The organism is Streptomyces sp. NPDC057616, assembly GCF_042800575.1.
In the GTDB taxonomy this organism is placed as follows: Bacteria; Actinomycetota; Actinomycetes; order Streptomycetales; family Streptomycetaceae; genus Streptomyces.
This window is the reverse complement of the sequence record NZ_JBHVGU010000002.1, coordinates 364,915-377,096: the sequence shown is the minus strand read 5'-3', so window position 1 is coordinate 377,096 and position 12,182 is coordinate 364,915. Positions and strand designations below refer to the sequence as shown.

The 12,182-nt window shown below is 72.6% G+C and carries 9 protein-coding genes and 1 rRNA gene; 5 read left to right on the top strand and 5 right to left on the bottom strand.

All coding sequences use genetic code 11. The features are described 5' to 3' along the window. The first annotated feature begins 144 nt into the window (after positions 1-144). Positions 145-261, top strand: a 5S ribosomal RNA gene (gene rrf, locus ACFU97_RS03520). 100 nt (positions 262-361) lie between these two features. Here rrf and ACFU97_RS03515 read toward each other — a convergent pair. Genes ACFU97_RS03515 through ACFU97_RS03495 form a run of 5 tightly spaced genes read right to left on the bottom strand, consistent with a single transcriptional unit; the run spans position 362 to position 5,984 of the window. Further along, positions 362-1,672 (bottom strand): DUF58 domain-containing protein, encoded by a 1,311-nt coding sequence (locus ACFU97_RS03515; protein ID WP_384250277.1) that lies wholly within the window; start codon positions 1,670-1,672, stop codon positions 362-364. Continuing rightward, a complete protein-coding gene (locus ACFU97_RS03510; RefSeq protein ID WP_384250275.1) occupies positions 1,672-2,661 on the bottom strand; it encodes an AAA family ATPase in 990 nt (329 codons plus the stop codon). Before ACFU97_RS03510 ends, ACFU97_RS03515 begins: the two co-directional genes overlap by 1 nt. Next, positions 2,661-3,857 carry a DUF4350 domain-containing protein gene (locus tag ACFU97_RS03505; protein ID WP_384250272.1) on the bottom strand — a complete coding sequence of 399 codons (1,197 nt, stop codon included), beginning with the start codon at positions 3,855-3,857 and terminating at the stop codon, positions 2,661-2,663. The genes ACFU97_RS03510 and ACFU97_RS03505 overlap by 1 nt, the downstream gene beginning before the upstream one ends. Further along, the gene (locus tag ACFU97_RS03500; protein ID WP_384250269.1) at positions 3,854-4,639 is read right to left on the bottom strand and encodes a DUF4129 domain-containing protein; all 786 of its coding nucleotides are present in this window, start codon (positions 4,637-4,639) and stop codon (positions 3,854-3,856) included. The genes ACFU97_RS03505 and ACFU97_RS03500 overlap by 4 nt, the downstream gene beginning before the upstream one ends. A 4-nt stretch (positions 4,640-4,643) precedes the next feature. Beyond that, positions 4,644-5,984 carry a glycerophosphoryl diester phosphodiesterase membrane domain-containing protein gene (locus tag ACFU97_RS03495; RefSeq protein WP_384250267.1) on the bottom strand — a complete coding sequence of 447 codons (1,341 nt, stop codon included), beginning with the start codon at positions 5,982-5,984 and terminating at the stop codon, positions 4,644-4,646. Positions 5,985-6,124: 140 nt separating this feature from the next. Here ACFU97_RS03495 and mtnA point away from each other — a divergent pair, with 140 nt between their 5' ends. From mtnA to ACFU97_RS03475, 4 genes are all read left to right on the top strand, one after another. Continuing rightward, positions 6,125-7,273, top strand: a complete 1,149-nt coding sequence (gene mtnA, locus ACFU97_RS03490) for an S-methyl-5-thioribose-1-phosphate isomerase (protein ID WP_384250265.1) — start codon at positions 6,125-6,127, stop codon at positions 7,271-7,273. Between the two features lie 299 nt (positions 7,274-7,572). Further along, entirely contained in the window at positions 7,573-8,262 is a 690-nt protein-coding gene (gene mtrA, locus ACFU97_RS03485) for a two-component system response regulator MtrA (protein ID WP_187284748.1), read from the top strand. Between the two features lies 1 nt (position 8,263). Then, the gene (mtrB, locus tag ACFU97_RS03480; RefSeq protein ID WP_384250263.1) at positions 8,264-10,324 is read left to right on the top strand and encodes an MtrAB system histidine kinase MtrB; all 2,061 of its coding nucleotides are present in this window, start codon (positions 8,264-8,266) and stop codon (positions 10,322-10,324) included. Further along, positions 10,314-12,140, top strand: a complete 1,827-nt coding sequence (locus tag ACFU97_RS03475; RefSeq protein WP_384250261.1) for an LpqB family beta-propeller domain-containing protein — start codon at positions 10,314-10,316, stop codon at positions 12,138-12,140. Before mtrB ends, ACFU97_RS03475 begins: the two co-directional genes overlap by 11 nt. Positions 12,141-12,182 lie beyond the last annotated feature (42 nt).

Below are 12,182 nucleotides of genomic sequence, written 5' to 3'. Positions count from 1 at the left end.
GTTGATAGGCCGGATCTGGAAGCCAGGTAACTGGTGGAGGTGACCGGTACTAATAGGCCGAGGGCTTGTCCTCAGTTGCTCGCGTCCACTGTGTTTGTTCTGAGGCAACGACCGTGTTGTGTTTCCGGTCAAACTTCATAGTGTTTCGGTGGTTATAGCGTGAGGGAAACGCCCGGTTACATTCCGAACCCGGAAGCTAAGCCTTACAGCGCCGATGGTACTGCAGGGGGGACCCTGTGGGAGAGTAGGACGCCGCCGAACAAACTTTGAGAAAACCCCCGGCCGGGGATACCGGTTCGGGGGTTTTCTGCGTTTACGGGCTCGTTGGTTTTCTGGGCTCTCCAGGAAGAGCCCCTCCGTCCTACAGTCGTCCGGCTGTCTTCAGCGCCAGATACGCATCCGCCAGTGCCGGCGCCAGTTCGTCCGGGGTCTCGTCGACGACCGTGACGCCGTGGCGGCGGAGTTGTTCTGCGGTGCGATGGCGTTCGCTCTGGGACTGGGCCGCGGCTGCGGCGTCGTAGACCGCCTCGGTGTTGCCGCGGGACCTGGCCATCCGGGCGATGTGTGGGTCGGCGACCGAGGCGACGAGGACCGTGTGGCGCTGGGTGAGTTGGGAGAGGACCGGGAGCAGGCCTTCTTCCACCGGGGCCGTGTCGAGGCTGGTGAGCAGGACGACGAGCGAGCGGCGAGGGGCCGTGCGGAGTGCGGTCGCTGTCAGGCCTCGCGCGTCCAGTTCGACCAGTTCGGGTTCGAGTGTGGCCATCGCGTTGACCAAGGACGGGAGGACGTCGCGGGCCGTGCGGCCCTGGACGTGGGCGCGCACCCGGCGGTCGTAGGCGAGCAGGTCCACGCGGTCGCCGGCGCGGGAAGCGAGGGCTGCCAGCAGCAGGGCCGCGTCCATGGAGGCGTCGAGGCGTGGGGCGTCGCCCACGCGGCCCGCGGACGTACGGCCGGTGTCCAGGGCCAGGAGGATGTGGCGGTCGCGTTCGGGGCGCCATGTGCGTACGGCGACTGCGGATTGGCGGGCGGTGGCGCGCCAGTCGATGGAGCGGGTGTCGTCGCCGGGTACGTACTCGCGCAGGCTGTCGAATTCCGTCCCCTCGCCGCGTGTGAGCACGCTCGTACGGCCGTCGAGCTCGCGCAGGCGGGCGAGTTTCGAGGGGAGGTGCTTGCGGCTGGTGAAGGGCGGCAGGACGCGTACGGTCCAGGGGACCTTGTGCGTGCCTTGGCGGGCGAACAGGCCGAGGGGGCCGTACGAGCGGATCGTCACCCGGTCCGCCTGGCGGTCGCCGCGGCGGGTCGGGCGCAGGCGGGTGGTGAGGCGCCGGCGTTCGCCCGCGGGGACCGTGAGGCGGTGGCGGGACGCTGCGACCTCCGTGCCGGGCTCCCAGCTGCTCGGCGGCCAGGCGTCGCGCAGGCGGGCCCTGAGGAGGCGGCGGGACGGGTTGGTGACGGTCAGGGTGACGTCCGCGGCCTCGCCCAGGCGTACGGACGTGTCGCCGGAGCGGGTGAGGCCGAGGCGTCGTACCGGAGCCGCCAGGGCGAAGTCGCAGGCGCAGGCCGCGACGATGGGGGCGTTCACGGCGAGCAGGCCCGTCCAGCTGGGGTCCCAGATGCCGACGGGGAGGGAGCCGAGGGCCGCGAGGAGTGCGGCGCGTCCGGTGATGGCCATCAGCGGGGGACGGGGACGTGGGCGAGGATCGCGTTGATGACGGAGTCCGCCGTGACGCCTTCCATCTCGGCTTCGGGGCGCAGCTGCACGCGGTGGCGGAGGGTGGGGAGGGCCAGTGCCTTGACGTCGTCGGGGATGACGTAGTCGCGGCCGGTGAGCCAGGCCCAGGCGCGCGCGGTGGCCAGGAGGGCCGTCGCGCCGCGCGGGGAGACGCCCAGGGTGAGGGACGGGGACTCGCGCGTGGCGCGGCAGATGTCCACCACGTAGGCGGTGATCTCCGGGGAGATCGCCGTCTTGGCGACGGCCGCGCGGGCGGCTTCCAGGTCGGCCTGGCCGGCCACGGGGCGTACGCCCGCGGCGCGCAGGTCGCGTGGGTTGAAGCCCTCGGCGTGGCGGGTGAGGACGTCGATCTCGTCCTGCCGGGAGGGAAGAGGGATCGTCAGTTTGAGGAGGAAGCGGTCCAGTTGGGCCTCGGGGAGGGGGTACGTGCCCTCGTACTCGACCGGGTTCTGGGTCGCGGCGACCAGGAACGGGTCGGGGAGCGGGCGCGGGGTGCCGTCGACCGTGACCTGGCGCTCCTCCATGGCCTCCAGCAGGGACGACTGGGTCTTCGGAGGCGTGCGGTTGATCTCGTCGGCGAGCAGGAGGTTGGTGAAGACCGGGCCGGGCTGGAAGGAGAACTCGGCGGTGCGCGTGTCGTAGACCAGCGAGCCCGTCACGTCGCTCGGCATCAGGTCCGGGGTGAACTGCACGCGCTTCGTGTCGAGTTCGAGGGCGGACGCAAGGGCGCGGACGAGCAGGGTCTTGGCGACTCCCGGGACGCCTTCGAGGAGGACGTGTCCGCGGCACAGGAGCGCGACGACGAGGCCGGTCACGGCAGGGTCCTGGCCGACCACGGCTTTGGCGATCTCGGCGCGCAGGGCCTCCAGGGAGGCCCGGGCCCGGGCCGGGTCCCCTGCGTACCCGGCGTTGTCAGTGGTCGGGTCCATCATGGACGGCGTACCTCTCTTTCGAGGGCGTCGAGTTGGTCGGCGAGTGCGATGAGGGCCGTGTCGTCGCTGGGCGGCGGGCCGAAGAGGAGTGAGTGCAAGGACTGTCCGTCGCCGTGGAGATGGGCGGACAGGGCGGGGAGCAGGGTCTCGGGCGCGTGCGCCTGGGCGACGGGGACGCCGACGAGGGGGGCGAGGCGGATGCGGGTGGCGGAGCGAAGAGCGGCGGCCGCGCGGTCGCGGGCGTTCGCCTTGCGGTAGAGGCGGGCACGGCCTTCGACGGTTTCGGAGGCACGGATCGCCACGGGGAGTCTTTCGGGCACGAGGGGGCCGAGCCGGCGTGCCCGCCACAGGGCGGCGAGGGCTGCCGCGACGAAGAGCTGCAGCGTGCCCCAGACCCAGCCGGAGGGCAGCAGGTCGAGGAAGCCCTTCTTCTCGCGCGTGTCGGTGGCCGAGGAGTCGGAGAGCGAGGGGAGGTACCAGACCAGATGAGGGCGGGAGCCGAGGAGTTGAAGGGCGAGCGAGGCGTTGCCCTGCTTGTCGAGACGGTCGTTGAGGAGGATGTCGGGCGCACCGATGACGACGGTGTCGCCGTTCCCGGAGGTCGCCGGGACGCGCAGCAGGGTGGCCAGGCGCTCGCTCGGGTAGCACTCGGCGGCGTCGACGCGGGTGGTGGTGTAGCGGATGCCACCCGTGTCCGCGGTGCCCGCGCGGCGGGCGGCGGGCAGCCGGCACTCGGGGGCGAGCGTCGAGTCGAAGCTGGTGGCGGGGTCCGCGGTGACCCCGGGGACGAGCCTTTCGACGGACGCGCTGCCCGGGGCGACCAGGACGGTGCGGCCTCCGGAGCCCGCGACCGCGGAGTGCAGCCGGCTCTGCTGGGACTTGGTCAGGAGGTCGGGGACGGCGACCAGGAGGGTGGTGTCCGGAGCGGCCGCGGCCCGGGCCTCGTCCAGAGTGGTCACCACGCGCGTGGACACCCCGCGCTCGGCGAGGAGTTGGGCGACGGCGCGGCTGCCGTAGGGGCCGACGGAGCGCGGGTCGAGTTCGCCGTGCTTGGTGTCGGAGCGGATCACGGCGATCGCGACGGCCGCCGCCAGGAGGAGCACGAGGGCGAGCGCGATGCCGCGCGCACGGGTCCACACCTGGCGGGCGGTGGGCGAGGCCGAGGTGGACGGGAGCGTGGCCTCGGTGGTCATCCGGCGGCTCCCTGGCGGGTGCTGTCGGCGGTGCTGGGGCTGCTGCTCGCGAGCTGGGGCTTGCTGCGCTCGAGTTCGCGGTCGAGTCCGGCCATGCGGTCGTACGACTCCTCGGTCGCCCTTCGCCCGCCGTACGTCACGTCGTCGAAGTCCCGGGCGGCGGCGCGCAGTCGGTCGGTGTGGTCGGGCAGGGAGCGGCCCGCTTCGGCGGCGGCCTCGTCCGCGGTGCGGCCGGGGCGGACGTCGAGGAGGGCGCGCTCCTCCAGGGAGCGGACGATGGCGCGCATGCGCTCCTGGACGGCCTGGTTCCAGTGGCCTTGGGCGGCGTGCGCGTCGGCGGCGGCGCGGTGTTCGGCGGCGCTGCGGGGGCGGTCGTCGAACAGGGCGGCGGACGAGACGGGTTCGCGGCGCGGTGTGCCCAGGCGCCACCACAGGGCGCCCACGACGGCGACGACGGCCACGATGATGACGACCAGGCCGAGCGTGCCCCCGGGTGCCGCGGACGCGGCCGAGCCGAAGAGCTTGTCGACCCACTCCCAGAAGGCGTTCAGGGCGCGCTGGAACAGGCTGGGGTCGTTCTCGTGGTACATGCGCTTGGACAGCTCGCGACGGGCCGCCTCACGCGCGGGGTCGCGCGGAATCGTCACCGGCGGTTCGTCGCCGGAGCGCGCCGGCGACAGGACCGAGGTGTTGGCGGCCCTCAGCAGGATCCGTACGGCCGATCCCGCGGCGTTCGGCAGGGCCGTGGGCACCGCCGTGAGAACTCCCCCCGTCGGACTCACGGCATCAGCCTCCCGAGCCGGCGCCGGCGCCGTAGCCCGTCACGCCGGCCGCGCGGGCCAGTTCGAGGTCGAGGGCCTCGCGGCGGATGCGCTGGTCGATGTAGAGCAGCACGGTGACGCCCGCGTTGATCGGGTACGTGATCATGGAGCCGATCACCGAGCCGATCCCGCTGATGATGAGGAACGTCCAGCCGAGGTCGCCGGTCCCGGAGTTGAGGAGGCCGGTGATGCCGTCGCCGCTGAACGCGGCGGCGATGAAGGTGAAGGGGATGACGACGATCGCCGAGATGATGTTGGCGATGATCCCGGCGAGCAGCAGGATGCCGAAGACCCGCCACCAGGAGCCGCGGACGAGCTTCACGGACCGGCTCATCGACTTCACCACGCCCCGCTTCTCCAGCATCAGCGCGGGCGAGGCGAGCGAGAAGCGGATCATCAGCCACAGGGCGACGATGCCGCCGCCGAGGCCGCCCAGGGCGGCGAGCGCGACACCGGCCGCGTTGTTCGCGAAGACGGCCACGAGGATGCCCGGCAGCATGCCGACGAAGACGATCGCGGCGGCGATGACGAGCAACAGCAGGATCAGGCCGAGCAGCTTGAGCACCTGCGGCCGGGCGTCGCGCCAGGCCTCACCGGTGGTCACGGGCCGCCCGAGGACGGCGCGGCTGGTCACGGTGGTGAGCAGCGCGGTCGCGGCGACCGTGGCGAGCAGGGAGACCAGGAAGACGGCGCCGGAGCTCAGCAGGGCGTCGCCCAGGGCGCGGGTCAGTTCCTTCGCGCTGGCGCTGGGGTCGTCGAGGGCGGCGGTGCTGGTGTCGTTGAGCACGAGGCCCTGGAGCAGGATGACGATGACCTCGGCGACCACCGCGACGGTCAGGGAGATGCCCAGGACCGTGCGCCAGTAGGTGCGCATGGTGGAGACCGCACCGTCGAGGATCTCGCCCACGCCCAGCGGGCGCAGCGGGATGACGCCCGGCTTCGCGGCGGGCGGGGGTCCGCCCCAGCCACCGCCCCAACCGGGGTGGCCGGGCGCGCCGTAGGAGCCGTACGGGCCGTAGCCAGGAGGGCCCTGGGGAGGCTGGGTGCCCCAGCCCGGGCCGGGCGGCGGTGGCGGCGGAGGACCGGGCGGGGCGGAGCTGCCGGGCCCCGAGGGCGCGGACCACTGGCCTGGTGGCGGCTGCTCCTTGGACCACTGCGGGCCGTGGCCCTGTGCGCCGGCGCCGTCCTGCTGCTCGGGGCCGGGCTGGTCCGCGGGACCGGGACGGTCGGCAGGGCCGGACGTGCCGGACCCCTGCCCGTCGGAGGGGGCAGATCCGGGCGAGGCCCAGCCCGGAGTGTCTTTCATCGTCGCTCCTTCACGGTGCCCGTCCGCGGTCGCGGCTGCAGGTTGGCAGCCATCGTGCCATGGGGTGGTCGCCCAGGTACCGGCCGCGGTATGGGCTGGACACCTTCAATTGTCCGCCGCGGAAGGGGCAGACTGATCGCATGGCTGATCAGTACGCGCATTCCGGCGAAGACAGCAGGCCGACCGAGATCCCGGCGATCCGATGGGAGGAGCCACCCGAAGGCCCGGTTCTGGTCCTGCTCGACCAGACGAGGCTGCCGGCGGAGGAGGTCGAGCTGGTCTGTACGGACGCGTCCGCCCTGGTGGAGGCGATCCGTTCGCTCGCGGTGCGCGGGGCGCCGCTGCTCGGGATCGCGGGGGCGTACGGTGTCGCGCTCGCCGCCGCGCGCGGATTCGACGTGGACGAGGCCGCGACCGTGCTGGCGGGCGCCCGCCCCACCGCGGTGAACCTCGCCGGGGGTGTGCGCAGGGCGCAGGCGGCGTACCGGGCCGAGTTCGCCAAGAGCGGCGATGCCACGGCGGCGGCGACCGCCGCGCTCGCCGCGGCGCAGCGGCTGCACCGGGAGGACGCCGAGGCCAGCGTGCGGATGGCCGAGCGCGGCCTGGCGCTGCTGGACGAGCTGCTTCCGGCAGGCGGGCACCGGGTTCTGACGCACTGCAACACCGGGGCGCTGGTCTCGGGCGGGGAGGGGACCGCGTTCGCGGTGGCGCTCGCCGCGCACCGGGCCGGGAGGCTGCGGCGGCTGTGGGTGGACGAGACGCGTCCGCTGCTGCAGGGCGCCCGGCTGACCGCGTACGAGGCGGCGCGCAGCGGCATCGCGTACACGCTGCTCACGGACAACGCCGCGGGATCGCTGTTCGCGGCCGGTGAGGTGGACGCCGTACTGATCGGGGCGGACCGGATCGCGGCGGACGGGTCGGTGGCGAACAAGGTGGGCAGCTATCCGCTCGCCGTGCTCGCGCGCTACCACCATGTGCCGTTCATCGTGGTGGCGCCGGTGACGACGGTGGACCCGGACACCCCGGACGGGGCGTCGATCGAGGTCGAGCAGCGGCCCGGTCATGAGGTGACCGAGGTGGTGGCGCCGCAGGTGTCGGTCCCGGGTGCGGAGCCGGGAGCCGGGATCCCGGTCGCGCCCCTGGGCACGCAGGCGTACAACCCGGCGTTCGACGTGACCCCGCCCGAGCTGGTGACCGCGATCGTCACCGAGGAGGGCACCGTCTCGCCGGTGACCGCCGAGGCGCTGGCCGAGCTCTGCGCCAGGTCGCGCCAGGTGTCGATCGGCTGAGGGGACGGGCGGCCGAGCCGCTGCCTCGGCGATCGCGCGAGCCCGGCGCGGCCCGTCGGGGCCCCGGTGATCGCGCGGGCGCCTACGCGGTCCGCCGGGCCGGTCCTGCCGTCGTCCCGGGCGTCCGCGGTCGTCCTCCGGGCCGACCCTGTGGTCAGGCTGCGCTTACGCTGGGTGATGGACGGCCGTTGATGACATAGGCGTCGGCGGACGAGGCAGACAGTGACGGCGGAGTACGACTATCGTCACGGGCCAGTGACCCTGCTCACCAGCGCCTCTGCCACTGTTACGAGAATGGGATGATGTCGTTTATGAAGGGACGAGTCCTTGTCGTCGACGACGACACGGCACTGGCCGAGATGCTCGGCATCGTGCTGCGTGGTGAAGGTTTCGAGCCGTCTTTCGTAGCCGACGGCGACAAGGCGCTGGCCGCCTTCCGTGAGAGCAAGCCCGATCTCGTGCTGCTCGACCTGATGCTGCCCGGACGGGACGGCATCGAGGTCTGCCGCCTGATCAGGGCGGAGTCCGGTGTGCCGATCGTGATGCTCACCGCCAAGAGCGACACCGTCGACGTGGTGGTCGGGCTCGAGTCGGGCGCCGACGACTACATCGTCAAGCCGTTCAAGCCGAAGGAGCTCGTCGCCCGCATCAGGGCGCGGCTGCGGAGGTCGGAGGAGCCGGCGCCGGAGCAGCTGGCCATAGGCGACCTCGTCATCGACGTGGCCGGTCACTCCGTGAAGCGGGACGGGCAGTCGATCGCGCTGACCCCGCTGGAGTTCGACCTGCTGGTCGCGCTGGCGCGCAAGCCGTGGCAGGTGTTCACGCGCGAGGTGCTGCTCGAGCAGGTCTGGGGCTACCGCCACGCCGCGGACACCCGCCTGGTCAACGTGCATGTGCAGCGGCTGCGCTCCAAGGTGGAGAAGGACCCCGAGCGGCCGGAGATCGTGGTGACCGTCCGGGGCGTCGGTTACAAGGCAGGGCCGAGCTGACATGTCCGGTCACAGTGCCGCTTCGGCGCCCGGGCCGGGCGAGGCCCGCGCGGAGCGGCCTGTCGGCCGGAGGACGGCGGGCTCCCGCTGGGAGCGCATGCTGGAGGGCGGTCTGCTGCAGGGCGGCGTCCAGGGCAGCCCCGTCCTGCGCCTGTTCATGCGCTGGGTGCGCCGCCCGTTGCTGCCCGTCATGCGGCTGTGGCGCCGCAACATCCAGCTCAAGGTGGTCGTCACGACGCTGCTGATGTCGCTCGGCGTCGTCCTGCTGCTGGGCTTCGTCGTGATCGGGCAGGTGCGCAACGGCCTGCTGGACGCCAAGGTGAAGGCCTCGCAGAGCCAGGCCACCGGCGGCTTCGCGGTGGCCAAGCAGAAGGCCGACGAGGCCGCGGCCGGAACCACCGACGGCGGTACGACGGCCGACGGCCGCCCCTCGCAGAACGTCATCCAGTGGATGAGCGACCTGGTCTCCTCGCTGTCCAGCGGCGGTCAGGGCGCCTTCGACGTCGTCACCCTGCCCGCCGGGGACAACGGCGGCGGCGGACGCGGTCCGCGCGCCTCCGGTGACGTCGACCCCTCCGCCAGCGTCCCCGAGGACCTGCGCACGCGGGTCGGCGACGGCACCGGGGCCGCCCAGAGCTACACCAGCATCATCTACAGCAACGACAAGGAGTCCCAGCCGGCGCTGGTCATCGGCAAGCAGGTCAACGACCCGAACGGCGACCCGTACCAGCTGTACTACCTCTTCCCGCTCACGCAGGAGGAGAAGTCGCTCAGCCTGGTCAAGGGCACCCTGGCGACCGCCGGGCTCTTCGTCGTCGTCCTGCTCGGGGCCATCGCCTGGCTGGTGGTGCGGCAGGTCGTGACGCCGGTGCGGATGGCGGCCGGGATCGCCGAGCGGCTGTCGGCCGGGCGCCTTCAGGAACGTATGAAGGTCACCGGCGAGGACGACATCGCGCGCCTCGGTGAGGCCTTCAACAAGATGGCGCAGAACCTGCAGCTGAAGATCCAGCAGCTGGAGGACCTGTCGCGGATGCAGCGGCGGTTCGTGTCGGACGTGTCGCACGAGCTGCGGACACCGCTGACGACCGTACGGATGGCCGCCGACGTCATCCACGAGGCGCGGGAGGACTTCGATCCGGTGACCGCGCGGTCGGCCGAGCTGCTGGCCGATCAGCTGGACCGGTTCGAGTCGCTGCTCGCGGATCTGCTGGAGATCAGCCGGTTCGATGCGGGCGCGGCGGCCCTGGAGGCCGAGCCGATAGACCTCAGGGAGGTCGTACGGCGGGTCGTCAGCGGGGCGGAGCCGCTGGCCGAGCGCAAGGGCACGCACATACGCGTGAAGGGCGACCAGCAGCCCGTCGTCGCGGAGGCGGACGCCCGGCGCGTGGAGCGGGTGCTGCGCAACCTCGTCGTCAACGCCGTGGAGCACGGCGAGGGCAAGGACGTCGTGGTCAAGCTCGCCTCGGCGGGCGGGGCGGTCGCGGTGGCGGTGCGCGACTACGGCGTCGGGCTCAAGCCCGGCGAGGCCACGCGCGTGTTCAGCCGTTTCTGGCGGGCCGACCCGGCACGCGCGCGTACCACCGGCGGCACGGGCCTCGGCCTGTCCATCGCGCTGGAGGACGCGCGGCTGCACGGCGGCTGGCTGCAGGCGTGGGGGGAGCCGGGCGGCGGCTCGCAGTTCCGGCTGACGCTCCCGCGGACCGCCGACGAGCCGCTGCGGGGCTCGCCGATACCGCTGGAGCCCAAGGACTCGCGGCGCAACCGCGGACTGGACGACGCGGGGCTGCCGCGCGGCGGCGGCGACAAGGCCGCCACGGTGCCCGCTCAGCCCGCCGGGGACCAGATGAAGGCGATAGGCCCGCGGCTGAACGGCTCGGCGCCCACCGCCGACCCGACGGCGCTGCCGGGCAACGGCGCGCGCGTGGTGCCCCGGCCCGCCTCGGGAACGCGGCGGCAGGACGGGACGTCCGGTGAGGGCGGGGCATCGGGTGAGGCCCCGGGCCGCCCGGACGCCGGTCCGGAGGACTCGAAGAAGCAGGGGGAGGCATTTCGTGGGCGCTGACCGCGACGGGGGTGGCCGGCGCCGACCGGTTCGTGCGGCGGCGTACGGCGTCTGCGGCGTCGTACTGCTGGCGGGGTGTGCCTCGATGCCCGACAGCGGAGATGTCAGCGGCGTCGACTCCACGCCCCGGCAGGACACCCAGGTACGGGTCTTCGCCATGCCGCCCCCGGAGAACGCCCAGGCCACCGACATCGTCTCGGGCTTCCTGGAGGCGCTGACCAGCGACGACCCGAACTACTCGACGGCGCGGCAGTATCTGACCAAGGCGGCCTCGCAGGCGTGGAAGCCGGGGCTGTCCAGCACGGTCCTCGCCGACGGGCCGGGCATCGACCTCAACCGCCTCGGCGACCGGGAGGGCAGCGAGGGCGTCTCGTTCACGCTGACCGGCGCGAAGGTCGCCAGGGTGGACGGGCAGCAGGCGTACACGCCGGCGCACGGCGCGTACAACGAGCCGGTGCACCTCTCGCGCGACAAGAAGACCAAGCAGTGGCGCATCGACACGCTTCCCCAGGGCGTCGTCATGGGCAAGTCGGACTTCCAGCGCAACTACATGGCCGTCAACAAGTACTACTTCGCCACCGCGGCCACGACGGCGTCGAAGCCCGCGGCCGTCGCGGACCCCGTGTACGTGCGCCGGCGCGTGGACCCCATGACGCAGATGGTCCGCTCGCTGCTCAACGGGCCCACGCACTGGCTCGATCCCGTGGTGCGGACGAGTTTCCCCAGCGGTACCGAGCTGCAGAAGGGTGTCACCACGCTGACGCCCGACGATCAGAACAAGCTCACCGTGCCGCTGAACGCGAACGCCGCCCGGGTCGGTGCGCGCAAGTGCGGCGAGATGGCGGCGCAGCTCCTGTTCACGTTGCAGACGCTCACCCCCGCGGTGGACGGGATACAGCTGCGTTCGGGCCGCACGCAGCTGTGCTCGCTCGCGGAGGAGCGGGCCAACGACGTCGCCTCGCGCGGCTCGGCGGAGCACCCCGACTACGTGTACTTCCTCGACAACAAGAGCCGTCTCGTACGGCTGTCCCCCGCTGCCAACAGCACCAAGCCCGACCCGGTGCCCGGGGCGATGGGAGAGGGCGCCAGGCAGCTGCGGTCGGCGGCCGTCTCGCGCCACGAGGACATGGCGGCCGGGGTGAGCTCCGACGGCAAGAACCTGTACGTCGCGTCGCTGGCGTCCGGCAGCTCGCTGGGCGACCCCGTGCTGGTCAGCCACGGCAAGACCGAGGACGACCGCCTGACGGCGCCCAGCTGGGACGCGAACGGCGATCTCTGGGTGGCCGACCGCAACCCCGACAAGCCCCGGCTGCTCCTGCTGGACCAGGGCAAGGGCGAGCCGGTCGAGGTGAAGACCCCGGAACTGGACGGCCGTATCCAGGACGTCCGCGTGGCCGCCGACGGTGTGCGGATCGCGCTCGTGGTGGCGAAGGGCGACAAGACGTCGCTGCTCATCGGGCGGATCGAGCGGCGGCAGGAGTCCGAGGAGACCAGCCCGACGGTCTCGGTGCTCGAACTGCGCTCGGCGGCGCCCGAGTTGGAGGACGTGACGACCATGTCCTGGGCCGGGGACGCCCGGCTCGTGGTCGCCGGCCGCGAACAGGGCGGACTCCAGACGATGCGCTACGTCCAGGTCGACGGCTCCACGCCGGAGGGCCCCGCGCCCGCGGCACTCAGCGGGATCAAGGAGATCACCTCGACCGAGTCCGACGGCCTGCCCATGGTGGCGTACTCGGAGGACGGCATCGTCCGGCTGCCGTCCGGAGCGCAGTGGCAGAAGGTCACGGACGGGCAGGCGCCGGTCTATCCCGGGTGAGGTCCGGGCGGGGTACGGCCTAAGGCTGCGCACGCAGGCCTG

What these genes read in the sequence shown, in the direction of transcription:
- ACFU97_RS03515 (WP_384250277.1), bottom strand. Translation starts at nt 1,672, where the DNA reads ATGGCCATCACCGGACGCGCCGCACTCCTCGCGGCCCTCGGCTCCCTC.
- ACFU97_RS03510 (WP_384250275.1), bottom strand. Translation starts at nt 2,661, where the DNA reads ATGGACCCGACCACTGACAACGCCGGGTACGCAGGGGACCCGGCCCGG.
- ACFU97_RS03505 (WP_384250272.1), bottom strand. Translation starts at nt 3,857, where the DNA reads ATGACCACCGAGGCCACGCTCCCGTCCACCTCGGCCTCGCCCACCGCC.
- ACFU97_RS03495 (WP_384250267.1), bottom strand. Translation starts at nt 5,984, where the DNA reads ATGAAAGACACTCCGGGCTGGGCCTCGCCCGGATCTGCCCCCTCCGAC.
- mtnA (WP_384250265.1), top strand. Translation starts at nt 6,125, where the DNA reads ATGGCTGATCAGTACGCGCATTCCGGCGAAGACAGCAGGCCGACCGAG.
- mtrA (WP_187284748.1), top strand. Translation starts at nt 7,573, where the DNA reads ATGATGTCGTTTATGAAGGGACGAGTCCTTGTCGTCGACGACGACACG.
- mtrB (WP_384250263.1), top strand. Translation starts at nt 8,264, where the DNA reads ATGTCCGGTCACAGTGCCGCTTCGGCGCCCGGGCCGGGCGAGGCCCGC.